The sequence below is a fragment of the Vibrio sp. 14G-20 genome (assembly GCF_026241515.1).
Taxonomy (GTDB): Bacteria; Pseudomonadota; Gammaproteobacteria; order Enterobacterales; family Vibrionaceae; genus Vibrio.
On sequence record NZ_JAPHPW010000017.1, the window covers coordinates 43922 to 66721 of the forward strand.

The following is a 22800-nucleotide window of genomic DNA, read 5'->3' on the forward strand; positions in this document are numbered from 1 at the left end:
TGCGAAACAAGTAAGCGGCAAATAACCAATTACAGCTGCTGGTTAACAAAGCTCATCATCTTGTCTACCGACGAGATAACTTTCGAGTTCATTTCGTAAACACGTTGAGCCTCGATCATATTCACTAGCTCTTCGGTTACGTTTACGTTCGATGTTTCTAGCATCGACTGGCGGATGTTACCTAGGCCATCAAAACCCGGAACACCTTCTTGTGGGTCACCACTTGCACCTGTCGGCAAGTAAAGGTTTTGACCGACTGGTTCTAAACCACCTGGGTTTACGAAGTCTGTAATTGTGATTTGACCAACTACGACGTTGTTTTGCTCACCACGAAGACGAACCGATACTTCACCGTCGTTACCTACTGTCACCGAGATCGCGTCTTCAGGGATAACGATTTCAGGTTGCAAAGGGTAACCTTGACCCGATGTTACGATTGCGCCGTCACCGTTCAGAGTGAACTGACCATTACGGCTGTAGCCTGTTTCACCGTCTGGCATCTCAACTTGGAAGAAGCCATCGCCTTCAATCATCATATCTAGGCTGTTCGACGTTGTTTGTGCGTTACCGTGCGTGTGAACCTTTTGAGTAGCCACTACTTTAGAACCAGCACCCAACATCAAACCACTTGGCAATTCAGTGTTCTGAGACGATTGGCCACCCGGTTGGTTAATGTTCTGGTAGAACAAATCTTCAAATACCGCACGACTCTTTTTGAAACCAATGGTTGAGGCGTTGGCAAGGTTGTTTGAAATTGTTGAGATATTGGTTTGTTGGGCATCTAAGCCTGTTTTACTTACCCATAATGCTGGATGCATAGCAATTTCCTTTAAATTCTATTAGCTCATACGAAGCAGTGAATCAGACGACTTGTCCATTTCCTCTGCTGTGCTCATCATCTTGACCTGCATTTCAAACTGACGTTGTAGGTCAATTAGGCTGGTCATTTCACCTACGGCATTTACGTTACTGCCTTCGATAGCACCTTTTAGCAACGTTACCGCTGCATCTGCTTCGTATGCCTGATCTGGGTTTTTCGAACGGAATAGACCATTCGTATCTTTAAACAAACTTTGATTGTCTGGACGGACAAGCTTAATACGATCAACCACGGCCAATTCTTCAGCTGGAGCGCCTTGAGGAATGACTGAGATCGTACCGTCTGTACCAATTTCTACTTTACTGATTGGAATAGGCAACGTGATTGGTGCGTCGTTTTCACCAAGCACTAAGTGACCACTTGCGTTGGTTAGTAAACCGTTTTGATCAACCCTTAGGTTACCGTTACGTGTTAAACCTTCACGGCCAGTATTGTCCATAACTGAAATCCAACCATCACCTTGAATGGTGACATCTAGATCTCGGCCAGTAGTAACCACACTACCCTGAGCGAAATTATGTCCCGGACGCTCTGTCATGCTAAAAACACGAGTAGGCATGCCTTCACCATACGCTTGCATTGAACGTGCCTGTGCTAAATCAGCACGGAAACCCGTTGTACTTACGTTGGCAAGGTTGTTTGCACGTAGCTGCAAAGCTTGCATATTTTGCTTAGCGCCACTCATGGCAAGAAACAGTGCGCGATCCATAATTTTGCTCCAAAAATCATCTTCTGGGGCTAATAAAGCAAACACTGTGCCAATATTTTTAACTGTTATTTATCAATAATTTAAATAGAAAACGAACAAGAAAGGTGATCATCAAAGGATCATTCAGGAAGAATTGTTGCCAGTGGCATTACCGTGCGGCAATAGGGGCGGCAAATAAAAAGACAAACAACAATACCCAATTCAATAACATTGAATTGGGTATTCGCAGATGATTCAAACGCTTTAAACGATTAACGAATCTGAAGAATATTCTGTTGTAGCTGGTTGTGTACTTCTAGAGAACGCGAGTTCGCTTGGAAGTTACGTTGAGCAGAAATCAAATCAACCAGTTCTTGAGTCATATCGATGTTCGACTGCTCTAGAGAGCCGTTGTTGATGCTACCAAATGAACCTTTGTTCGATTCACCCCAGATCTTATCACCAGAGTAACTAGTAGAATCCCATTGCGTGCCGCCTTTCTTATCCAGGCCTTGCTCATTAGGTACACGTACCAAACCAACACGACCAAGCATCACGTTTTCACCATTTGAGTAAGTACCTAGAACACTGCCGGCTTCATCAAAATCAACCTTAGTAAGGAAACCCGTGGTTGCACCATCTTCATCAAATTTAGTCAATTCAAATGGAGCAGCAAACTGAGTTGACGAGTCTAGACCGAAATTAAGTGTTTGAGTTACATCGGCACCATTTAAATCAATCGGAGTTGTACCTGCACCTAACTGCTCAGAAATAATCGGCTGACCGTTATTTAAATTCGCTAAAGTACCGTCATTGTTAAAGCGCATAGTGTGACCGATATGGCCTTGTGAATTTGTCGCATCACCACCGGTAATATTTACTGGCTTCTCACCTTCACCATCAGTCATGGTGTAATAAGTTTGCCAAGTATTAGGTTGGGTTTGATCTTTGAGGTAGTAAGTCGTTAACTTGTAAGACTGCCCCATTGAATCGTATACCGTCGAAGATGTTGAACGATTATAAGTATCAGAATCATTGAAGTTAAACGCAGCCGGGTCTTTAAGATCACCATTAGCAGGAAGGTTAACTCCTACTTCAATATTACCGGTTTGCTTTGGCTTACCAAACTCAGCAGGAATGCTTAATGGCTTTGGGGCATATGAAGATACTTCACCACTTTCAGGATCAACTGCATAACCAAGAAGAAATTCATCATTTGAGGTTACCATGTAGTTATCTTTATTTAGGTGAAATGCTCCATTACGAGTTAATTCATTAATCTCTGGCACCATACGATCTTTAGCTACAGCAAAGAAACCAGTACCACTAACTCTCAAATCCATTGGGTTGTTGGTATAAATACTTGAACCTTCATGGAACTGTTGTGCAACTTTGCTAGCTTGCGCACCGCCACCTGGGGTGGTTTTTCCGTTAGTGAACAACGAGCTTGAATAAACATCACCAAACTCCGCACGAGACTCTTTAAAGCCAAATGTGTTTGCGTTCGCAATGTTATTACTGGTTGTATTCAGGTCTAGTTGTGCAGCGGATAGACCGCTTAAAGCTACATATGACATTCCAATATTCTCCTAATCTCTCTAGCTAGCATAATCACTCTTTTAAAGTGTTACGCTTTACCAACTTCTAGTACTTCAGCAAGTCGTACTGGCGATGTGAAACCAGCCAGATTGAGTAGTACGTTGCCATCACCCTTACCAAGAAGCACACTGTTCACGTTCGCATAACTGGACACTTGGAACTCTGTGTTCTCACCATCCAATAAACCTGACGCTTTCACGTTGTATTTACCGGCCGGCAATGGGTTACCGTCTTCGTCTTTTCCGTCCCATTCAACACGTGTATCACCTGATGGTTTAGAGCCGATATCAAAAGTGCGAACCAATTGGCCAACTTCGTTCTCAACACGGACCATTACATTTTCCATTGCTTGAGGAAGTTTAACCATTGACGCCATACCGCCATCACCGGGTTTTACACCTGCCGCACCAGGAACCAATACATCGCGGCCAACCAAAGAGGATGCCTGCAGTGCTTGGTTAGAGGTCATTGATGAATTCAAGCTTTCAAACTGTGTATTCATTTTGCCAATGCCATCTACGGTCGCAAATGAAGCCATTTGCGCAATCATCTGGTCATTGCTAACCGGCTTAAAAGGGTCTTGTTGTGCTAATTGCTTAGTCAACAAAGATAAGAAATCTTCTTGTTTAAGATCCTGCTTACCTGTTGTTTCGTCGGGCTTTTTAGCGCCATCTTGAAGACTCTTCAGCTGGTCAACATAGGACAAGCCGCTTTGACCAACATTGTTGTTGATTCCAGCCATGTGCTACCTCCTTATCCTTATTGACCCATCTGCAGCGTACGCAGCAGCATTTGTTTACTCGAGTCAGCAACCTGCACGTTTGTTTGGTACGCACGTGATGCCGAAATCATGTTTGCCATTTCTTCCATAACGTTCACGTTAGGCTTGTAGATATAGCCTTCGTTGTTCGCTAATGGGTGATCCGGGTTGTACTCCGCACTAAGCGGCTTATCGCTTTCAACAATACCTAATACTTTCACAGGCACAGTGTGACCACTGTTGCGTGCTTTATTTAACTCAGCGCCGAACACTGCGTGACGAGCCTTGTAAGTTTCTTCAGCAGAACTACTTACACTATCCGCGTTCGCAAGGTTACTCGAGGTCGTATTTAGACGAACAGATTCAGCACTCATCGCAGAACCAGTTACATTGAATACATTGAATAAACTCATCTAATTATTCCCCTTTAATCGCTTTAGTTAAATTCTTGAACTTACTTCCTAAGAAGTCGAGAGAGGCTTGATGCCTAATTTGGTTTTGCATGAAAAGGTTTCTTTCCAAATCCAAATCAACCGTGTTGCCATCTCCTGTATCAGGTTGTGTAGGAATTCGATACTTCGTTTCCCCGATCACCGTTGTTGAGGCAGAAATGTGCCGACCATCTGTACGGCTAAGACCAATACTTGCCCCAGAACTTGCCGCTTGCAGTGATTTCTTAAAGTCTAATCCTTTTGCTTTATACCCAGGCGTGTTGGCTTGCGCGATATTGGTGGAAAGCACCTCAGCGTTACGCTCACGTACACCAACCGTGTGTTGGTGAATGCCCAAAGCATTGTCAAAAGAAATAGCCATGTAAACCTCAACTCAAGAACTGACTGTTATGAGATAACCAAAGCAATATATATACCAACTTTTAAAGCAAAGCGGGCTATCAATACTTTTACAGGTTACTCTTGGGTAAACTTGCAATATACAAGCCAAAAAATAGAGTAAATTGGAATGTCACTCTGACTTAAAGATATAGCTTAAGCAGGAAAAAGAAAACCCAGCACTTGGCTGGGTTTTAAATTTAGATGGTAACGTTACACCTAATATCGGTGCCGCTCGTTACTTTAATTTATAGATGATGCCTGGATTACAGCGAACCATTTCAAAACGATCCGTTAAGCCTGTTAACGATTCAGACGCACCCAATAGTAAGTAACCACCAGGATTCAGGCTATTTGCCATCTGGTTAAGTACCTTTGACTTCATATCAGGCGAGAAATAAATAAGCACGTTACGACAGAAAATGATGTCGAACTTGCCTAACAATGCATAGCTGTCCATCAGGTTCTGAGGGCGGAAGTTCACCATGCGCTTGACGTTATCTTTCACTTTCATACGGCCATCGCCCGCATCTTCAAAGAAAGTACGACGACGTTCAGGAGAAAGCCCACGTCCCAATGCTAGGTTGTCGTAAGCGCCAGTGCGGCACATATCTAACATACTTGCTGAAATGTCAGTTGCGGTAATCGATACATTTGGCAGCATACCTGGCTTACGAGCTTGAGTTTCAAGAATCGTCATTGCCATTGAGTACGCTTCTTGGCCTGAAGAGCTTGCCGCAGACCAAATCTTAATAGGACGTTTATTTGCCGCTATTTCCGGTAGAAGCTTATCCGCAAGTACAGCAAACGGGTAAGTATCACGGAACCAAAGTGTCTCGTTCGTCGTCATGGCATCGACAGCAGCCACACGCAGCTCACGGTTTCGGCCTGTTACTACATCTCTCAACAAATCAGATAACGAAGCTAACTTAAACTTCGTTACTAATGGGCTTAGACGACTGCGCACTAAGTACTGCTTGCTGTCACCTAATACAATGCCACATTGAGATTCTAAGAAACGGCTGAAATCGCGATACTCTTGATCACTTATTGTTATAGCAGTCATTAATGTCTCTTTTAGTTAGTTAACGCAGCTTTTACCGCTGCACCAAGCTCATCCGGGTTGAATTTAGCGATGAAGGAGTTAGCTCCAACACGCTCAACCATGGCTTGGTTAAATACACCACTCAACGATGAGTGTAAAATTACGTATAAATCTTTAAGTTCGGCGTGACGACGAATCTCAGCAGTCAGCGTGTATCCATCCATTTCTGGCATTTCGATATCAGAAATCACCAATGAAATCTGATCGTAAATACTGCCTTCTGATGACATCTGCATCAGCTTCTCATAGGCTTCTTTACCATCCTTCACCGAGATAACTTCAAAACCAATCGACTCAATAGCACGCTGAACCTGCTTACGAGCAACGGTCGAGTCATCAGCAATCAAGATGCGGCGAACCAGTTCTTTCTCTTGTTCTACTTTCGCAATATCTTCAGCAATCTTGCTGTCCATTGTTTCATCAACAGGAGAAATTTCTGCAAGGATCTTCTCAACATCAAGAATTTCTACCAATTCATTATCAATGTTGGTTACCGCTGTCAGGTAGTTAGCTCTACCTGCGCCATCTGGCGGCGGAAGAATCGATTCCCAGTGCATGTTAATAATGCGCTCTACTGAACTGACCAAGAAACCTTGAATGGTTCGGTTAAACTCAGAGATAACCACAAAACACTTTTCAACATCCGTTGTAGGACGGCCACCAATCGCTAAGCTCAAGTCGATCACAGAGATCGTTTGGCCACGAATGTGTGCTACACCTTTAACCAGTGGGTTCAAGTTTGGCATCTTTGTCAGCTTAGGGCATTGAAGCACTTCTTTTACTTTAAAGACATTAATGCCGTAACGCTGACGCCCCATTAGGCGAAAGGTTAGTAATTCTAATCGGTTTTGACCGACGAGTTGCGTACGCTGATTCACCGAATCAAGAATACCCGTCATGAGCTCATCTCCATATCAAACTTTTTTGTATAAAAAGTGTTAGTCTACTGCAGGCTACGAACCACCAGAGAAACGGAATGACGTATTATAAAACAAATTTGCCACCTCTTTCCATAGCAATGTGTAGAGCTACTTTTAAAACTGTCGCTAAGTTTATCGGCATTTTATCAATATTGTTTAGTTTTTTTGTACAAGCTGCGACCCCAGAACAAATTGAGATGATTCAGTCTGCAGCGGAGCAACACATCCTTGATACCGTTGAACAGCCACGAGGCGGCGAACTCTTTGTTAATTCAGCAAATGTTGACTCAAGAATCAAAGCAACAAACTGCCCAGTGCCTTTAGAGACCAGCGCCTCAACCACCACCAATACCCGCAGCAGTATTACGGTTTTAGTGCAATGTGTTCCTGATGAGTGGCGAGTTTATGTACCGGTACGTCTTTCTATGTCGGTGCCCCTTGTCACGACAACCAGAGCACTAGCGAGAGGCGAAATTGTCGGTCAATACGATGTGACCACCGCGATGATTTCTCTTAACAAGTTTCGTCGCCAAGGTTTCACAGCCCCAGAGCAAGTCGTCGGTGCCAAGGTTAAAAAGAACCTAAGACCGGGAGATGTTGTTGAAAGAGGTGATATCTGTGTCGTATGTCGAAACGAGAAGGTTATCATACAGGCAGTAAAAGGTGGCATGACCATTACCACCAAAGGAACTGCGCTTGCCGATGGATCTATGGGTGATCAAGTAAGAGTGAAAAATGATAAATCACAGCGTATAATTGAAGGGATTGTTACCAGCATGTCTGAAGTCACGGTTTACTTTTAACGCTTTACTTCTAAATGGGTGGTAATCATTAGTGATTTTACTCTCAATTCTAACGCTAAATATTACAGCTGCCGTGTTTTGTCCCTTTTCGACTATTGGGCTAAAAATTGCTAAAGTAATCGAACCCTTGGTCGATATTGACTGTACAGGTTCCCATTTTTGAAGAAAAAGGCTTAACTATGGCAGGCATCGATAATATTCGTTCAGGGCAAACCCTAACGACCACTAACCGTTCAGCAGTGCGCTCTGATTCTAGTTCTGAGGCATCGCGCTCTGATGTATCAACTAAATCACCAGTAAGCAAAGATGCGGTTTCACTGAGCCAACAAGGCAAAGCGATTGGTCAGCTCCATCAAGATATGGCTGCACAGCCAAGCTTTGATTCTGTGAAAGTAGCAGCGATCAAAGAAGCGATTTCGAACGGTTCATACACTGTCGATCCAGAAAAACTGGCAGACAACATGATCAAGTTCGAAGATGAATTAAAAGGTCTTTAAGCCAGCACTCACTTTTGATTGAAGCGATTGTCTTAAAGAACACGAGGTTATGAATAGGTTTACATTATGGCGGCACTAGCAGATTTAGTTAATTTTCAACTTCAAAATGCCAAAGCCTTATCTGAATTATTAAGTTCAGAGAAAACCGCTATTACGAGCCGACAATCAAACGATATTGAGCGAATTGCCAAAGACAAAGTGATCCTTGTTGAACAGCTAAGATCAACCGATCAACGAATCGCAGCCCATACCAACATATCAGAATTGACCGAGAATCCTGAACTCGCTCAGTTAGTTACAAAGATCCAGTCCATAGTGCACGATTGCCAGCAAGCGAACCTTGTGAATGGCGAAGCCTTGAATCGAGCACAGCTTAGCTTCAAAAAACTCAGCAATATGATGCAACAAAGCCACGGGAAAATTGGCATGACCTACAATGCCGGTGGTCAAACGCATACTATCTCTACGTTGGGAACCAACGTAAAAGCCTAGTTAAGTCTCCCTCTTCAGTAATACCCCTTATTAACCTTCTGCCTGTATCTGTATCTGTATCTGTATCCCAGACTATTCCTGTCGTTATCCCTTATCAAAACGTCTAATTCAGCCTTTGAGCGCCCTGACAAAATCGATAAATAAAAAGCGGCAAGTATCTTCATACTTGCCGCTTTTTATTCATATCAGTTATTGGTTGCCGATACGCCACCTGGAAAGCGAGTGGCAGCCAATATCATTGAATATTCAATTCAAACACCGAAATTAGAACAGAGTTTGCTGTCTCTTCTCAGGCACTGGTTGCACTTCACCGTAATCACGTAACTTATCCATCTTACGAATATCGAGCTGAAGCTCTGTTACATAGCTATCACCCACAGGGTAACTGCGCACCACTTCTGCACCGCGGATTACACCATCAACCGCACCAGAAGTACGTTCAGTACCAAGGCGTTGATCTTCAAGCTCTGCTCGACCACTCACACGCATACCATAGACTTGCTCTGCAAGTTCACGATAAGCATCAATCTTAGAGGCTCTCATCGCACGGATACGTCTTTCTTCGTCGTTACGACCTTTCTGCTCACTGATACTCGCGTAACCAACGGCAACCAAGAAGTCGTCTGCCCTCATATTTTGCAATGGCTGGCACCCAACAAGCAACAAAGCGGCGACAACAAATATTAACTTCTTCATCTCGAACTCCTAAGGGCGAAGAATAACGGTATAAGGCTGGGTCATCGTTGGGTCAGAACGAATGATAACGCCATCTTGAGTTCGAATACTGTTTAGAGTATCTAGGTCACGACCAATACGGTCTGCAGGCAAGAAGCCTTGTGCAGAAGCCACCACTATACGTGTTTGCATTCCAACCACACGAGCATTCACTAGAACACCACCTTCTTGACGGAGCATAGTGCCTGTCAGTACGTACTGTACGTCTTGCTCTTGAGCTAAGTCTTTCCAATCGCGGCTTAACGCGAAGTCACCTTGGTGAGTCACTTGGATAGAACCTGTCGTTTTAAAATCAACAACCTTGAAGCCACGACGTTGAAACTGATGAATGAAACCTTCTGATACCGAGTTTCCTAGCCAGTTAGTTGTGTCCATATGTTGCAAATCAACAAACGAAGTGATCGCTATCGGAGTTCTTGCTGAGATACTCGTATTCGAAATGATCAGATCTTCGGTCATACTTTCCACGAAAAAATCCATGGTATGACGAGGGCTATCCATCAACATAAACTGACTGCCTGAATATTCAGACTTACCGTTATAGATTGGCGAATAAGCGCATGAGGTCAATAACATGACACTCACTACTACGAGCCACTTTTTCATTCTCTTATCTCCAGATAGTTTTAGTGCCACCTGTTCCAATATGTTCTCACCATTATTCTTTTCAATGGATTACAATGTTGGAACAGTCTTTGCTTTTCATTAATGGTACAGATTAAGAAAAACGCACTTAAGTCAGCTTCAAGCTTATAGTTATTTGTTAAGCAATATTTATACCCAACTGGTAACGAATAGATGAAAAAAATAATTTCTTACTTATTTTCAATAAGTTCACTGATAACCATAAGCTTCAGTGCTCATGCCTCTTGGTATGAAGTTACCGGTACCGCAGCCATCGTATCGACAGAAGAAAACGCAAGGATCCACGCCCTGGAAGACGCGGTTTACAAAGCTGTTCAGTTTTCAGGCGCTGATATAGGTAGTATATCCAACCTCACGCCCTATCTGGATGCGAGCAAGAAAGAGTTCCAGTTTACCAACCACGAAGTTCGCTACATCTTGGTTGATAAAGAGAGAATACGCGGTGGCAATTTAATGATCACCGCAAGGATAGACATCTACCCTTCGGCAAATGCTTGCCATGAGAGCCAATACAAAAAGACATTTTTGGTCGGCAATATTGATGTGACCTCGCCTCAACAAGCCGTGATGGGAAGAATCTATAACATCGGCGATGATTTCAGCCACGTGGTTGACAGGCAACTTGCGCAAGAATCTCGCAGCTTTGTGTCTGTCGGCACAACCAACTACGACATCGACAAGCGTCGACCTGAAGTGATCAAGATGATCGCTCAAGACACAGGCGCGCAGTACATCATCGGCGGCGACATTACCGATTTAACCGCGACCATCGAATCTAAACTTTTGAAAGACGACGTTATCAACCGTCAGTTTGCACTAGAGATGCAAGTGTTTGACGGTAAAACAGGTCACCAAGTTTACAATCGTAGCTACCGTGAAGTAGCAAAATGGCCATTTGCCAAGACCAGTGAAGTCGATACACGCAGCGCGCGCTTCTGGGCATCCACTTACGGCAGCATGATGCTTCGCGTCAGCCGTAATATCATGTTGGACTTGGAATCAGAAGTATCATGTAAGATCACCCTTCCAGAGGTTGCTGCGGTCTACGGCAATACTGTGACCATTGATTTGGGCCGAATGCATGGTGTTCAACATGGTGACAAGCTGCAGCTGTGGCACACAGGTTCGTTTATCGACCAACGCGGCTTGCCACGAAATAAGGTTTCTCAAAGCGACATTACCCTAACGGTTTCTCGCGTTTATGAAAACGAAGCGGAACTGACGATTGATCAACCAAGCCTTGCAGGAAGCATTCAAATTGGTGATGTGATGCAGAAAATCATGTAGTTACCGACACTCTCGTCTCAGAGTTTCTAATAAAGCCTTAGCACTTTTGTTAAGGCTTTATTTTTTTCATGATGATTAGTTTCGGTTTTAACGTATTTGTCGTAACCTTATTAATAACATAATCATCATTTAGCAAACTATGAGCCAGAATAATCTAATTGGTGCTACCGGTTACCGCTTTATCTCGAAAGGTAAAACCGCTTTTAAGATCCACATTCATACACCCGAAGACACAGTACTACATAGGTCTGTCGGCTTTGTTCGTATGGGTGAAGATAAAGCACTGAAGAAAACCATTAAGTTAAGAGATGAGCTAGGCAGACAGCTTTGGGGTAAGTTCTGGCCCAAAGTCCTCAAAGAGCCCTATCTGATGACGCGCCTGCCTCATAGTCTAGAACCTAAAATTGTATTCAAGCCAAATCCAACTCAGAGTGATCCTGAACACCGCGACGAATGCTACATCGCTAAGTGGCGTGTATTCTCAGAAAACGGCGACTACAAATACAAAACTAAGGTGTGCTCCATCAGAAAGCACGGCCGACTTGCCGCTTATAGCCAAACCAAACGAGCACTGCTTGAAGCTCACAAAGATGTGATTGAGCTGCTTATCTTTATGGGGCGACTGAATAGCATCGACCTGAAATAGTATCAACCTCAGTAGAGCGAGTTAGCTGAGAATCAGCTTCCCATATTTACCAGATACAAAAACAGCCGCATTGCGGCTGTTTTGATTTATAGGCTATGTCATTACGGTGCTTTAGTGTGTTGCTACACCCTAAATCGACCACCTAGCTTCGGCATATCTCTGCCAGTGTCGTCAATCGACGCTTTGACTCTTTCACATAAGGATTGGTTTGATCCCATGCGTAGCCAGCCAAAATTGAGCACACCATCTGCTTAATCTTCGGATTAGGATCTTGATAAACAATCACATCCTGCAAAGTACCTGAGTACCACCCTTCGACATACGTTCTAAAGGTGTTTACGCCAACCATCAATGGATCGGCATAATCACGAACCCAATCAACCGTCTCACCATTGAGCTGTTTTTCCACGCACTCAACCGCAAACTGAGCTGACTTCATCGCAATTGTCACACCTGATGAAAACACAGGATCAAGGAACTCACCGGCATTGCCCAATAGTGCATACTTGTCTGTTGCAAGGTGTTTTACGTTGGCAGAATAGCCACCGATTTCACCCGCAGGGTTTGGATACTCTGCATTCGCTAATATTTCAGCCAAACCCGGCTCTTCCGTTGCCAGTTGCTTAATCGCGGCAATCTTATCCTCTGGGTATGATTCAAAGAACTTAGGCTCCCCGACTACACCAAACGAAGACACTCCGTTACTAAACGGGATCAACCAATACCAAACGTCAGGATTGGTCGGGTGCACCGAGATCAGAATTTTGTTTCGATCATATTCAAGGTCGGTATCCACCTCGGTAATATGATCGTTGATGTGCGTGAAAATGGCTTTACGAGGTGGAAGGGATGACGGCTCTTCCAAATCAAGCATTTTCGGTAACACTCGACCAAAACCACTGCCATCCAGCACATATTGAGCTTCTAGCTGATAGCGTTCTCCATCAACTACTTGAACCTCTAAAATGGTGCTGTCTTCAGTGAAGTTAATGCCCATCAACTCATGTTGGTAATCAATAGCGACACCTTGCGCCTCGGCAGTGTCTGCTAACACCTTATCAAAGGCGCCTCGTTGAACTTGAAACGTGGTTCCCGGCCCAGCAGAGAACTTATCTTCAAAATTAAACGCGGTGTACACACCATTTTTACGAAAGGCTGCACCATCTTTAAATTGGAAGTTAGCGTCAGCCACCGCTTCGCTCATCCCAGCTTGTTCAATCACTTCCATGCAAGCAGGCAGTAGGCTTTCACCAATAGAAAAGCGCGGGAAAAGGCTCTTTTCAATCACTCGAACATCGATGCCTTTTTTATGAAGCAAAGACGCGGCAATAGACCCTGATGGCCCAGCTCCGATGATCACTACTTGAGTTGACAGTTTTTTCATTAATTTAAGCCATGTTTGTTATTTTTATTGCGCGCCAGCTTTCAGTTCAAGAAGCGTATGACCAAGACCGATATCGTCGGTACGGGTCACCACTTCAAAGCCTGCTTCTTCAACGATCTCTAAGAAATCTTCACTGCGATAAAAACGGCTGTTGCCGTTGGCCAAGCAAGTAAAGTAAAGAGAAGTCGCGTTTAAGCTATAAGAAGCCGCATCGTATTTCTGTGCATCCCAAAACAGTTCAAGGATATAGACCGTCGCCTCTTCTGACATATGAGAGCGAACACGCTTTAATATGCTCAGAATCTCCATTGGCGAGAAGCAATCAAGGAACTGGCTCATCCACCACACATCTGCACCCGTCGGCAAAGCTTGTTGTTTGTCGAGCATGTTGGCTGGGAATGGCGTCACTCGGTCTTGATGACCATGTTGTGTCGCGTTTGCCATTGCCATTTCTAGTTGCTGTGGCAAGTCGACAATCGTTATCTCAACATCTGGGTCGTGGTTGCAGCACTGCATTGCCCACTTACCGGTGTTACCGCCAATATCCACCAGCGATTTAGGTTTCTTGCTGAAGACTTTCTCAAGCAAAACAGGGAACGAACGATCGGAATAGAAGTGATCAAACTTGAACCAGCTCTCTTTTGCTTTTTCTGGCAATTGAGACAAACCTTGGTAAATGGTTTCCCAGTCACCCAGCTCTTTCAAGCCCGCAGGTGTACCTTCTTCAATCGCTTCCGTTAAATGCATCATCGCGGCGTAGCAAACATCGGCTGTGAAATCCATGTTTGCGTTAGTCATACCATCGTGCAAAAGGTAGAAGCCAAGGTTAGCCATTTTATAGTTAGGTTTGTCCCAAGTAACAATATGAGCACTTAACGCCATATCGAGCAGAACTTTCACGCCGTACTCGGATACACCGGTTATTTCAGAGAGCGTATCTGCAGGTAAACCATCGTTACCCGCATCATCTAAGGCTTTTAAAATACCTAAATCACGAAGTGTACGAGCAGTATGAAAAACAATAGGAGCGAAAGACAACTTTTGCGCTTCTGTTTTTGCTTCTAATGCATTGAATGGATCTAATTTATATTCCGACACGAAAAACCTAACTTTAAAATAATAGAGGGTTACTCAGCAGCCATTTTTGCAAGCTTACGTTTAATATCAACGTTTAAGTTATTAACCCAACGATTGTAATTACGGTGTATTTCACCATCGTCATACTTCAAATTCTCTGATTCAACGTAAAGAATAGAGTAAAACTTGTCACTATAAGGAATTTCAACCACGGCATGGTGTGAACGAACATACAGCTCCGCACGGATCAAGCCAGGCTTTATTTCTGAAACCAACCAGCCTCGATTCTCAGCCGACTCATAAATAGCTGATTTCACCTGTTTGCTTTGAAGATTAAGTGCAACTGGAGTATCCTCAACATTCATTACAGGTTGGACACGTCCACACCCTGCAAGAACGAATATGAATAACATTGAAACGGCTATTTTTAGTAATTTCATTTAAATTCCTTATCTGTGTTTATTTATAAGCACGCGTAGTATTTAGTTAGACCCAAAGCAAATCAATACTCTATGTCAAATCAATCCCAATTAATGTCGTTTAATATTGAGAAATGGTCTGCAAATTCTGCGGGGCTCAATTCTAATGCCGAATGGCAAACATGGAGCGCTAATTTAGCTTGGCCAGACAATGGTACAGCTGAATTTAAAGCCATCCCGCCAATGATGCGCCGCCGAATGAGTGTACAAAGCAAGCTTGCCGTCCAAACCGCATTGGTTCTGTTAAAAGACACCTCGATTGATTACCTAGTGTTTGCCAGTCGGCATGGTGAACTGCACCGAACCGCCATCTTAATTCAATCTATATTAGAAGGTGATGACGCCTCGCCAATGGCATTCTCGCAGTCAGTACACAACACGGCTGCTGGCCTCACAACGATTGCCGCGAAAGCACCAATTCCACTGACCTCAATAGCGGCCGGACAAGACACCTTCCATAATGCATTGATTGAGGCGTACCTTTACCTCTACCAGCATCCATCGCACCGTGTTTTAGTCATTGATTTCGACCAACCTCTGCCAGAACTCTACCAGGAATATGAGACACAAAACTACGCAGATTACGCGTTAGGCTTAATTCTCACTGCGGGCGATGACTACTCTATTTATAGAGCAGTAGAAACAAGTCAATCAGTATCCGAGTTGCCACAAGGCCTTCAAACGCTACAACATATCCTTTTGGATACCCAACGTTGGACGATTGCAGGCAAGCACCAAGCTTGGTCGTGGGTCAACAACGTGAAAACTGGAACTCGAAAATGAGTAAGGTCGATCAATATTGGCGAGTATTCGCGACAGGGCTTTGCTTCTCCATCTTTGGTCTAGGAGGCTTAGTATTAAGCTTCTTAATCTTACCGACTATTGCGCTAACTACTCCCAATACAATTAAAAGAGAGCTTAAAGCGCAGCGATTGATTCGTTTCTCATTCAACGCCTTTTGCCAAATCATGAAGTTCACTGGCGCTATTGATTACAGAATTGATGGCGCGGATCTATTGCGTGAAGATCGTAACTGCATCATCGTCGCCAATCATCCTAGCTTGATCGACTATGTGCTGATCGCTTCTCAACTTCCTCAATGTGATTGCCTCGTTAAGGCCGCTATTTGGGAAAACCCTTTTATGAAAAGGATTGTCAAAGCGGCGGGTTATATACCGAATCAAGCCCCTGACGATCTTTTAGAGCGCTGCGAAGAACGTTTCTCACGTGGCAATGTGCTGCTGGTTTTTCCCGAAGGAACTCGCACAACGCCCGGAATTGAACCATCCTTACAACGTGGGGCGGCACAAATTGCCACTCGAACACAAACCGATTTACGCGTGATTCATATTACGGTTTCTCCGACATTCTTAACCAAAGAAAAAAAATGGTATCAAGTTCCTGCTACGAAACCCTTTTTTCATATCGCGGTGAAAGGTAAAATAGAAGTCGCACCCTTTATTGAAAATTCGAATAACTTAACTTCGGCAGCAAGACGCCTTAATCATCATCTTGCACACACTATTTTCCCTTCCGAAGAAAGTATTTAGCCAATCAATAAACAACAGGCGATATCAGCATTTCGAAAATACATCGCATAATGTAGAATCGCCCCCTTAAAGCAGCATTTAGATAAAGCATTAAGTAGGCCAAAGTGGAAACATTACACAACGAACTGAAACAACTGATCATCGACGCACTGAACCTTGAAGACATGAGCATTGATGAGATTGAAACAGAAGCTCCACTATTTGGTGATGGACTTGGATTAGATTCTATTGATGCGCTAGAGCTTGGCCTTGCTATCAAGAAAAAGTACAACATTGTTATCGATGCCGACGATTCAAACACTCGCCAGCATTTTGCATCGGTAGAAAATCTAGCGAACTACATCTCATCTCAAACGAACAACTAGACAGATCTTTATGACACAAGCTAACCACCAAGAAGTATACAACCAGGTTAAAGATGCGCTTATTGAGCTGTTCGAGCTTGATGCTGAAGATATCACTCCTGAAGCTCACCTTTATCTTGATCTCGACCTAGACAGCATTGATGCTGTTGATTTGGTCGTTCACCTACAGAACGTAACAGGTAAGAAGATCAAACCTGAAGAGTTCAAAGCAGTACGCACCGTTAAGGACGTTGTGGAGTCTGTGGCTGAACTATTGAAGGACGCATAATGCGTCCTCTGCTGACTTTACTGTCGGCAATCATACTTTTCACTTATCCAATAGCGGTTTACTTTGGACTCAACAAGTTTGGCCTACAAACCGTTGGTATCGCCTTGGCCGCTATCTTTGCTGTCCGTATTTTTACTGGCGGTCAGGCTAAAATCAAAGAGCTAAAACACTTAGCTTGGATCAGTGGAAGTGCCGGAATTGTTCTGCTGGCACTAGGATTAACCTTCAAGCAGCATGGCTGGTTAACCTATTATCCCGTCATCGTTAATGTTTGTATGTTGGCTGTATTCGCTTCAAGCCTATGGCAACCTCAAACGATTATCGAGCGTCTTGCTCGTCTTCAAGAGCCTGAACTTCCGCAAAGTGGCGTTGATTACACACGAAAAGTCACCAAAGTTTGGTGCCTGTTCTTTGTTATCAATGGCTCTATCGCCCTTTACACCTGCTTCCAACCTCTTGAAATATGGACCCTCTACAATGGCTTACTGAGCTATTTATTCGCCGGGTTACTCTTTGCAGGAGAGTGGGTAGTAAGACAGCGCATTCGTCAGAGTTAAATTGTTATGACCCAAACCGTATCTTACACCTCGTTGTCTGAGCTTCTCAGCCAAAACAGAACCCCTGAATCTATTGTCTGCTTTGACGACAATAGAGAGATTACGTGGCAAACCTTTAACAACGACTTATCTCAACTCGTGCACCTTTTATCTTCATCCCCTTTTCAACGAGTTGCGATTTGTACCCAAGATAGCTACCTATTTTCCATAGCATTTTTGGCGTGTGCAGTAGCCAACAAACACATCATCTTACCGGGTAACTACCAGCCTTGTGCGCTTGCTGAGTTAAGTGAACAGTTTGATTGCCTGCTAGTTGATGACTCGATTGGCGAAGTTGAGGTGAGTGACGTTCGCAATATCCAAACCTTATTGGGCTCAAGCACCGAAGTACAAAAGCCTCTAACCGACGATCTTACGACCATTGATTTGGCAACAATCCCATTAACTCTGTTTACTTCAGGTTCAAGTGGTACACCCAAAGCTATAGACAAAACCTTAGAGCACCTAGATATTGAAATCGCTCAGCTAGATAAAAACTGGGGCGACTTACTTAAGGGAAACCGAGTCCACAGTACGGTCTCACACCAACATATCTATGGTCTGTTGTTCCGAATTTTATGGCCACTTTGTTCTGGTGTTCCATTTGCTCGACACAATCTTGAGTACCCTGAACAAATCCTATCTCACGCTAACAAACAGAGCGTGCTGATCAGTAGCCCTGCGCTACTCAAGCGATTAAAACACGAGACAAAGTCTGCACAGCTAGCTGGTGTGTTCTCTTCTGGTGGCCCTTTACCAACCGAATCGGCTCACCAAGCACTTAACTTGTTAGGACATTTTCCCATCGAGGTTTTTGGCAGCACAGAAACTGGTGGCATCGCATTTCGCCAGCAAGAAAGCGCTCAAACACCTTGGCAACTTTTTGACTGTATTGAGGCAAGTCTCAACAGTGAGAATTGCATTAAGTTATTGTCGCCCTACATCGATAACAATAACTGGTATCAAACCGCAGACGAGTGCGAAATGGTCTCGGAGAATCAGTTTATATTGAAAGGCCGAACCGACCGAGTGATCAAGATAGAAGAAAAACGAGTATCACTGGTTGAAGTCGAAAAGCGACTTGAGCAACTGCCTTGGATAAGCGAATGTGTCGTCATTCCATTTGAAGAACCGGAGCGCTTAATCTTGGCGTCGGTTTTGGTATTATCAGAGGATGGCCAAGCAACTCTCACCACCATGAGTAAAGGTAAGTTCTGGTTGATGTTGCGTTCAGAACTTAGAAAATGGTTAGAACCGATCGCTATCCCAAGAAAATATCGCATTGTTGATGAGATTCCACTCAACAGCCAAGGTAAGCGACTAACCTCTCATATCGAACAGCTAATAAAATCATAGAAACCGCTGATCGTATTTTACACTGAGGTTATCTTTTTATATTTTTGTCAGAACACCTATTTTCAGCCCAAGGATTCTAAGCACACGCTATGGATAAGAGAAAACCAAACGTCATTGCTGTTGACACTGCAGAGAAAGAATCGACCCTGACACTCCATATTACTGGAGACATCACCGATTTTAAGGGGCATTTCAAGAGCTTCCCTATTCTTCCGGGTGTTACACAGATTGATTGGGCACTTCACTACGCAGTCCAAGAACTGAGTGTCCCTGGTTTTTTTAAAGGCATGGAAGTCATCAAATTCCAAGAACCGATCCTGCCAGACTCGACTATTCAGTTGTCATTAAAGTGGGACGCTGACAAAGACAAACTGAGCTTTAGTTACACCTCAAACAACGGTGAACAGACCCACTCTTCAGGCAAAATGAAGCTGGGAGAGAAAAGTGAATAGCGCTCCCATCGAGGCTGTTTCTCAACAAACTCTAAAAGAAAGCAACTACAAAGCTTGCTTCCTAATCCCGTGCTTTAACCACGGTGCAACCATGCCCTCGGTGGTCTCATCACTTCTTAATTTCGAACTTCCGATTATTATTGTTGATGATGGCAGTGAACTCGCGACCAAACAGTTTCTGACTCCCCTTGCCGAAAACCCAAATGTGACTTTGGTGACGCTCGAGCAAAACCAAGGCAAAGGGGGCGCAGTAAAGGCTGGCATCAAACGAGCACAAGAGCTCGGCTTTAGCCACGCTATTCAGATTGATGCTGACGGACAGCATGACCTAGACGCCCTACCCGCGTTAATCCAAGCTTCGCAAGACAAACCTCAGCGCTTGATATCAGGTCAGCCTGTTTATGACGAGAGCGTGCCTAAAGCAAGGCTCTACGGACGCTACGCGACACACATTTGGGTATGGATAGAAACCCTCTCTCTATCGATTAAAGACAGCATGTGTGGCTTTAGAGCGTATCCAATCGATAAGACGCAAACCGTACTGAATAAATACGATGTCGGTTCGAGAATGGACTTTGATATCGAGATTCTGGTTCGCCTGTATTGGGAAGGCTGCGATATCGACTTCGTTGAAACGCGTGTTATCTACCCAGAAAATGGTATCTCTCATTTCGATGCACTGTGGGACAACGTAAAAATCAGTTGGATGCACACAAGACTGTTCTTCGGCATGCTGCCGAGATCACCAAAATTGATTGCTCGTCATTTCAAATCGGATTCCGCCGAGAGCTTATCTGCTGCCGAGAGTTTATCTGCAGCTAAAAGTTTGCCAGCTGAAAATAGCCAAGGTTCCTCGGCAGATTCAAGACAAGTAAATTCCGAACAAATAGGTCCAGAACAACCCCATTGGTCGCGTACTCAAGAACGCGGCACTGTGCTGGGAATCAAACTGTTATTGGCCGTTTATACCTTGTTAGGCCGAGGCGTATTTAATCTGATTTTACGCGGCGTGATGCGTTACTACCACCTAACGGGCAAACGTGCACGAAACGCCTCAGAACAGTACCTATTTCAGCTTAAGGCATACGCTGAACAACAGAATATTGAGTTACCCGCTGAATTAACCAGTTATAACCATCTGCTCTCGTTTGGCCATACCATGCTAGACAAGTTGGCTGCATGGAAAGGGGATTTTTCGGTCGATAACCTGAGTATTCATGGTCAAGAACAATTTGAGAGCATGGTGGCAAATAAGCAAGGTGTGCTAATCCTAGGTTCTCATCTTGGCAACATCGAACTGTGTCGAGCTTTGGGTCGCAGACACTCGAACATCAAAATCAATGCATTGGTTTTTACCGAGCACGCTGAGCGTTTTAATTCGGTGATGAAAGCGGTCAACCCGCAGTCTGATTTAAACCTGATTCAGGTAACTTCAATGGGGCCTGATACTGCTATCTTGTTGCAACAGAAACTGGAACAAGGTGAGTGGATTGTGATTGTTGGCGATAGAACCTCCACCAGCAAAGAGAGCCGTTCAGTATGGGCTGAGTTCTTGGGTAAGGAAGCGCCCTTCCCTCAAGGGCCATTTATGTTAGCCTCTGTTCTCAAAGCGCCAGTATTTCTATTATTTGGGCTACGTGATGACTCACAATCTAAGCCGCATTTTAATGTCTATTTCGAGCATTTTAGCGACAAGATAGAACTACCCAGAAAGACTCGCGAACAATCTTTACAGCAAGTCGTGCAAAAATACGCAAATCGACTTGAGCACTACACACTGAAAGCACCGCTTCAGTGGTACAACTTTTTTAACTTTTGGACATTGAGCAACCAGCACCATGACGAAAAAGAATCCAAATAGCATCACTTTTGGTGCCGAACGCCTCACTATCGAGGACGTTGTCGCTATCTCACAAGGCGCAAAAGCCTCGATGAACTCAAGTGACGAGTTCACATCAAAAATCGACCGCGGTGTTGCTTTCTTAGAACGCCTTCTAAAAGAAGAAGGCGTAATCTATGGCGTAACAACGGGTTACGGTGACTCATGTACCGTTGCGATCCCGCCGAACCTTGTCGATGAATTACCTCTGCATCTAACGCGTTTTCACGGCTGTGGTTTAGGCGAAATTTTGTCTCACGAGCAAGCGCGCGCAGTGTTAGCAACGCGTCTTTGTTCGTTGTCACAAGGTGTGTCTGGTGTGACTCACGATCTGCTCAACCAAATCGTTACCCTGATCAACCAAGATATCTCACCGCGTATTCCTCAAGAAGGCTCTGTCGGCGCCAGTGGCGATCTAACGCCTTTGTCTTATTTGGCAGCAACGCTAATTGGCGAGCGCGATGTTATCTATAAAGGCGAAGTTCGCCCAACCAGTGATGTCTACAAAGAACTAGGCATTAACCCTATCAAGCTTAAGCCCAAAGAAGGCCTAGCGTTGATGAATGGCACGTCAGTGATGACAGCCTTAGCCTGTATCGCCTACAAACGCGCTGAATACCTAACTCAACTGTCGACTAAGATCACGGCAATGGTGTCTGTGGGTATGCAAGGTAATGACTTCCACTTCGATGAAGCGCTGTTTGCAGTGAAGCCTCACCCTGGTCAACAACAAATTGCAGCGTGGTTACGCGACGACCTTCAAGCAGAACGCCCACCTCGCAACAGTGACCGACTGCAAGATCGTTACTCATTGCGTTGTGCTCCACATGTTATCGGTGTCGTTCAAGACTCTCTGCCTTGGCTTCGCCAAATGATTGAGAATGAGCTAAATAGCGCCAACGATAACCCAATTATCGATGGTGATAATGAACGCGTACTGCATGGTGGACACTTCTACGGCGGCCATATTGCCATGGCGATGGATACGTTAAAAACAGCAGTAGCCAACCTTGCGGATCTGCTTGATCGCCAAATGGCACAGTTGATGGATTACAAGTTCAACAACGGACTGCCATTTAACCTAACAGGCGCAGAAGGCGAACGTAAGCCAATCAACCACGGCTTCAAGGCAGTACAGATCGGTGTTTCAGCTTGGACGGCAGAAGCACTGAAACACACCATGCCAGCGAGCGTGTTCTCTCGTTCTACTGAATGTCACAACCAAGATAAAGTCAGCATGGGTACCATTGCTGCTCGTGATTGTTTACGCGTTCTAGAGCTAACGGAACAAGTGGCAGCAGCATCACTTCTGGCGGGTACACAAGCACTTGAACTTCGTAAACGTCACAATGAGCTTGATGAGCACCACATGAGTGAAAACCTAAAGCACATTCGCGACGAAGTACTCAAAGAGTTTGAGTTTATTGTTGAAGATCGACCGCTTGAAGGCGATCTACGCCACTTCATTGCTCGTATTCAAAGTCAGCACTGGTCACTTTACTCATAG

The 22800-nt window shown here is 44.4% G+C and carries 27 protein-coding genes; 14 read left to right on the plus strand and 13 right to left on the minus strand.

Translation table 11 applies throughout. The annotated features are described in order from the left end of the window. Window positions 1–29 precede the first annotated feature (29 nt). The 8 genes from flgG to OQJ75_RS15500 form a co-directional block, all read right to left on the minus strand. A complete protein-coding gene (flgG, locus tag OQJ75_RS15465) occupies window positions 30–818 on the minus strand; it encodes a flagellar basal-body rod protein FlgG (RefSeq protein ID WP_004739713.1) in 789 nt (262 codons plus the stop codon). Window positions 819–839: 21 nt separating this feature from the next. Beyond that, window positions 840–1589 (minus strand): flagellar basal-body rod protein FlgF, encoded by a 750-nt coding sequence (gene flgF, locus OQJ75_RS15470; protein ID WP_017056855.1) that lies wholly within the window; start codon window positions 1587–1589, stop codon window positions 840–842. A 251-nt stretch (window positions 1590–1840) separates the two neighbouring features. Beyond that, window positions 1841–3145: a flagellar hook protein FlgE gene (gene flgE / locus OQJ75_RS15475; protein ID WP_248374274.1), complete on the minus strand. Its 1305-nt coding sequence runs from the start codon at window positions 3143–3145 to the stop codon at window positions 1841–1843. 50 nt (window positions 3146–3195) lie between these two features. Continuing rightward, window positions 3196–3909 (minus strand): flagellar hook assembly protein FlgD, encoded by a 714-nt coding sequence (gene flgD / locus OQJ75_RS15480; RefSeq protein ID WP_248374273.1) that lies wholly within the window; start codon window positions 3907–3909, stop codon window positions 3196–3198. 17 nt (window positions 3910–3926) lie between these two features. Further along, window positions 3927–4340: a flagellar basal body rod protein FlgC gene (gene flgC / locus OQJ75_RS15485; RefSeq protein WP_004736176.1), complete on the minus strand. Its 414-nt coding sequence runs from the start codon at window positions 4338–4340 to the stop codon at window positions 3927–3929. Window positions 4341–4344: 4 nt separating this feature from the next. Next, window positions 4345–4740: a flagellar basal body rod protein FlgB gene (gene flgB, locus OQJ75_RS15490; RefSeq protein ID WP_265970947.1), complete on the minus strand. Its 396-nt coding sequence runs from the start codon at window positions 4738–4740 to the stop codon at window positions 4345–4347. Between the two features lie 255 nt (window positions 4741–4995). After that, window positions 4996–5823, minus strand: coding sequence for a protein-glutamate O-methyltransferase (locus OQJ75_RS15495; protein ID WP_004736174.1), 828 nt, complete (start codon window positions 5821–5823; stop codon window positions 4996–4998). An 11-nt stretch (window positions 5824–5834) separates the two neighbouring features. Continuing rightward, complete coding sequence (locus OQJ75_RS15500; protein ID WP_019825285.1) at window positions 5835–6761, minus strand: chemotaxis protein CheV; 927 nt, start codon at window positions 6759–6761, stop codon at window positions 5835–5837. A gap of 77 nt (window positions 6762–6838) precedes the next feature. Here OQJ75_RS15500 and flgA point away from each other — a divergent pair, with 77 nt between their 5' ends. The 3 genes from flgA (at window position 6839) to OQJ75_RS15515 (ending at window position 8574) form a co-directional block, all read left to right on the plus strand. Then, a complete protein-coding gene (gene flgA, locus OQJ75_RS15505) occupies window positions 6839–7585 on the plus strand; it encodes a flagellar basal body P-ring formation chaperone FlgA (protein ID WP_265970946.1) in 747 nt (248 codons plus the stop codon). 179 nt (window positions 7586–7764) lie between these two features. Then, the gene (gene flgM / locus OQJ75_RS15510; protein ID WP_248374267.1) at window positions 7765–8082 is read left to right on the plus strand and encodes a flagellar biosynthesis anti-sigma factor FlgM; all 318 of its coding nucleotides are present in this window, start codon (window positions 7765–7767) and stop codon (window positions 8080–8082) included. Between the two features lie 66 nt (window positions 8083–8148). Continuing rightward, a complete protein-coding gene (locus OQJ75_RS15515; RefSeq protein WP_248374265.1) occupies window positions 8149–8574 on the plus strand; it encodes a flagella synthesis protein FlgN in 426 nt (141 codons plus the stop codon). Window positions 8575–8838: 264 nt separating this feature from the next. On the opposite strand, the gene flgP is transcribed toward OQJ75_RS15515, so the two are convergent. Together flgP and OQJ75_RS15525 are read right to left on the minus strand one after the other, a co-directional pair. Beyond that, on the minus strand, window positions 8839–9270 hold the full coding sequence (gene flgP, locus OQJ75_RS15520; protein ID WP_248374263.1) for an LPP20 family lipoprotein: 432 nt from the start codon (window positions 9268–9270) through the stop codon (window positions 8839–8841). Between the two features lie 9 nt (window positions 9271–9279). After that, window positions 9280–9915, minus strand: a complete 636-nt coding sequence (locus OQJ75_RS15525; RefSeq protein ID WP_248374261.1) for a FlgO family outer membrane protein — start codon at window positions 9913–9915, stop codon at window positions 9280–9282. 192 nt (window positions 9916–10107) lie between these two features. On the opposite strand from OQJ75_RS15525, the gene OQJ75_RS15530 reads away from it, so the two are divergent. Together OQJ75_RS15530 and OQJ75_RS15535 are read left to right on the plus strand one after the other, a co-directional pair. Next, window positions 10108–11241, plus strand: coding sequence for a flagellar assembly protein FlgT (locus OQJ75_RS15530; RefSeq protein ID WP_265970945.1), 1134 nt, complete (start codon window positions 10108–10110; stop codon window positions 11239–11241). Between the two features lie 139 nt (window positions 11242–11380). Continuing rightward, complete coding sequence (locus OQJ75_RS15535) at window positions 11381–11887, plus strand: Fe3+-citrate ABC transporter substrate-binding protein (protein WP_248374257.1); 507 nt, start codon at window positions 11381–11383, stop codon at window positions 11885–11887. Window positions 11888–12029: 142 nt separating this feature from the next. Here the strand turns inward: OQJ75_RS15535 and OQJ75_RS15540 are convergent, their stop codons facing one another. Genes OQJ75_RS15540 through OQJ75_RS15550 form a run of 3 tightly spaced genes read right to left on the minus strand, consistent with a single transcriptional unit; the run spans window position 12030 to window position 14788 of the window. Continuing rightward, window positions 12030–13271: an NAD(P)/FAD-dependent oxidoreductase gene (locus OQJ75_RS15540; protein ID WP_265970944.1), complete on the minus strand. Its 1242-nt coding sequence runs from the start codon at window positions 13269–13271 to the stop codon at window positions 12030–12032. Window positions 13272–13295: 24 nt separating this feature from the next. Next, a complete protein-coding gene (locus OQJ75_RS15545) occupies window positions 13296–14369 on the minus strand; it encodes a methyltransferase (protein ID WP_265970943.1) in 1074 nt (357 codons plus the stop codon). A 29-nt stretch (window positions 14370–14398) separates the two neighbouring features. Then, window positions 14399–14788: a hypothetical protein gene (locus OQJ75_RS15550; protein ID WP_017106337.1), complete on the minus strand. Its 390-nt coding sequence runs from the start codon at window positions 14786–14788 to the stop codon at window positions 14399–14401. A gap of 93 nt (window positions 14789–14881) precedes the next feature. Between OQJ75_RS15550 and OQJ75_RS15555 the strand changes: the two genes are divergently transcribed. From OQJ75_RS15555 to OQJ75_RS15595, 9 genes are all read left to right on the plus strand, one after another. Next, window positions 14882–15610: a beta-ketoacyl synthase chain length factor gene (locus OQJ75_RS15555; RefSeq protein ID WP_265970967.1), complete on the plus strand. Its 729-nt coding sequence runs from the start codon at window positions 14882–14884 to the stop codon at window positions 15608–15610. Continuing rightward, a complete protein-coding gene (locus OQJ75_RS15560; RefSeq protein ID WP_265970942.1) occupies window positions 15607–16377 on the plus strand; it encodes a lysophospholipid acyltransferase family protein in 771 nt (256 codons plus the stop codon). The genes OQJ75_RS15555 and OQJ75_RS15560 overlap by 4 nt, the downstream gene beginning before the upstream one ends. A 104-nt stretch (window positions 16378–16481) precedes the next feature. After that, window positions 16482–16742 carry a phosphopantetheine-binding protein gene (locus tag OQJ75_RS15565; RefSeq protein WP_004736154.1) on the plus strand — a complete coding sequence of 87 codons (261 nt, stop codon included), beginning with the start codon at window positions 16482–16484 and terminating at the stop codon, window positions 16740–16742. A 10-nt stretch (window positions 16743–16752) separates the two neighbouring features. Beyond that, a complete protein-coding gene (locus tag OQJ75_RS15570; protein WP_265970941.1) occupies window positions 16753–17010 on the plus strand; it encodes an acyl carrier protein in 258 nt (85 codons plus the stop codon). Next, window positions 17010–17567, plus strand: coding sequence for a septation protein IspZ (locus OQJ75_RS15575; RefSeq protein ID WP_265970940.1), 558 nt, complete (start codon window positions 17010–17012; stop codon window positions 17565–17567). Before OQJ75_RS15570 ends, OQJ75_RS15575 begins: the two co-directional genes overlap by 1 nt. Before the next feature lie 6 nt (window positions 17568–17573). Next, on the plus strand, window positions 17574–18962 hold the full coding sequence (locus tag OQJ75_RS15580; protein ID WP_265970939.1) for an AMP-binding protein: 1389 nt from the start codon (window positions 17574–17576) through the stop codon (window positions 18960–18962). An 89-nt stretch (window positions 18963–19051) separates the two neighbouring features. Beyond that, a complete protein-coding gene (locus OQJ75_RS15585) occupies window positions 19052–19414 on the plus strand; it encodes a 3-hydroxyacyl-ACP dehydratase (protein WP_102514069.1) in 363 nt (120 codons plus the stop codon). After that, a complete protein-coding gene (locus tag OQJ75_RS15590; RefSeq protein ID WP_265970938.1) occupies window positions 19407–21275 on the plus strand; it encodes a glycosyltransferase family 2 protein in 1869 nt (622 codons plus the stop codon). Before OQJ75_RS15585 ends, OQJ75_RS15590 begins: the two co-directional genes overlap by 8 nt. Beyond that, the gene (locus OQJ75_RS15595; protein WP_135455401.1) at window positions 21253–22800 is read left to right on the plus strand and encodes an HAL/PAL/TAL family ammonia-lyase; all 1548 of its coding nucleotides are present in this window, start codon (window positions 21253–21255) and stop codon (window positions 22798–22800) included. Before OQJ75_RS15590 ends, OQJ75_RS15595 begins: the two co-directional genes overlap by 23 nt.

Coding starts and splice junctions, on each gene's coding strand:
- flgE (WP_248374274.1), bottom strand. CDS start 3,145: ATGTCATATGTAGCTTTAAGCGGTCTATCCGCTGCACAACTAGACCTG.
- OQJ75_RS15515 (WP_248374265.1), top strand. CDS start 8,149: ATGGCGGCACTAGCAGATTTAGTTAATTTTCAACTTCAAAATGCCAAA.
- flgG (WP_004739713.1), bottom strand. CDS start 818: ATGCATCCAGCATTATGGGTAAGTAAAACAGGCTTAGATGCCCAACAA.
- OQJ75_RS15525 (WP_248374261.1), bottom strand. CDS start 9,915: ATGAAAAAGTGGCTCGTAGTAGTGAGTGTCATGTTATTGACCTCATGC.
- flgC (WP_004736176.1), bottom strand. CDS start 4,340: ATGAGTTTATTCAATGTATTCAATGTAACTGGTTCTGCGATGAGTGCT.
- OQJ75_RS15500 (WP_019825285.1), bottom strand. CDS start 6,761: ATGACGGGTATTCTTGATTCGGTGAATCAGCGTACGCAACTCGTCGGT.
- flgP (WP_248374263.1), bottom strand. CDS start 9,270: ATGAAGAAGTTAATATTTGTTGTCGCCGCTTTGTTGCTTGTTGGGTGC.
- OQJ75_RS15595 (WP_135455401.1), top strand. CDS start 21,253: ATGACGAAAAAGAATCCAAATAGCATCACTTTTGGTGCCGAACGCCTC.
- OQJ75_RS15570 (WP_265970941.1), top strand. CDS start 16,753: ATGACACAAGCTAACCACCAAGAAGTATACAACCAGGTTAAAGATGCG.
- OQJ75_RS15530 (WP_265970945.1), top strand. CDS start 10,108: ATGAAAAAAATAATTTCTTACTTATTTTCAATAAGTTCACTGATAACC.
- OQJ75_RS15550 (WP_017106337.1), bottom strand. CDS start 14,788: ATGAAATTACTAAAAATAGCCGTTTCAATGTTATTCATATTCGTTCTT.
- flgA (WP_265970946.1), top strand. CDS start 6,839: ATGACGTATTATAAAACAAATTTGCCACCTCTTTCCATAGCAATGTGT.
- OQJ75_RS15580 (WP_265970939.1), top strand. CDS start 17,574: ATGACCCAAACCGTATCTTACACCTCGTTGTCTGAGCTTCTCAGCCAA.
- flgF (WP_017056855.1), bottom strand. CDS start 1,589: ATGGATCGCGCACTGTTTCTTGCCATGAGTGGCGCTAAGCAAAATATG.
- flgD (WP_248374273.1), bottom strand. CDS start 3,909: ATGGCTGGAATCAACAACAATGTTGGTCAAAGCGGCTTGTCCTATGTT.
- OQJ75_RS15585 (WP_102514069.1), top strand. CDS start 19,052: ATGGATAAGAGAAAACCAAACGTCATTGCTGTTGACACTGCAGAGAAA.
- flgM (WP_248374267.1), top strand. CDS start 7,765: ATGGCAGGCATCGATAATATTCGTTCAGGGCAAACCCTAACGACCACT.
- OQJ75_RS15575 (WP_265970940.1), top strand. CDS start 17,010: ATGCGTCCTCTGCTGACTTTACTGTCGGCAATCATACTTTTCACTTAT.
- OQJ75_RS15540 (WP_265970944.1), bottom strand. CDS start 13,271: ATGAAAAAACTGTCAACTCAAGTAGTGATCATCGGAGCTGGGCCATCA.
- OQJ75_RS15555 (WP_265970967.1), top strand. CDS start 14,882: ATGTCGTTTAATATTGAGAAATGGTCTGCAAATTCTGCGGGGCTCAAT.
- OQJ75_RS15560 (WP_265970942.1), top strand. CDS start 15,607: ATGAGTAAGGTCGATCAATATTGGCGAGTATTCGCGACAGGGCTTTGC.
- OQJ75_RS15495 (WP_004736174.1), bottom strand. CDS start 5,823: ATGACTGCTATAACAATAAGTGATCAAGAGTATCGCGATTTCAGCCGT.
- OQJ75_RS15535 (WP_248374257.1), top strand. CDS start 11,381: ATGAGCCAGAATAATCTAATTGGTGCTACCGGTTACCGCTTTATCTCG.
- flgB (WP_265970947.1), bottom strand. CDS start 4,740: ATGGCTATTTCTTTTGACAATGCTTTGGGCATTCACCAACACACGGTT.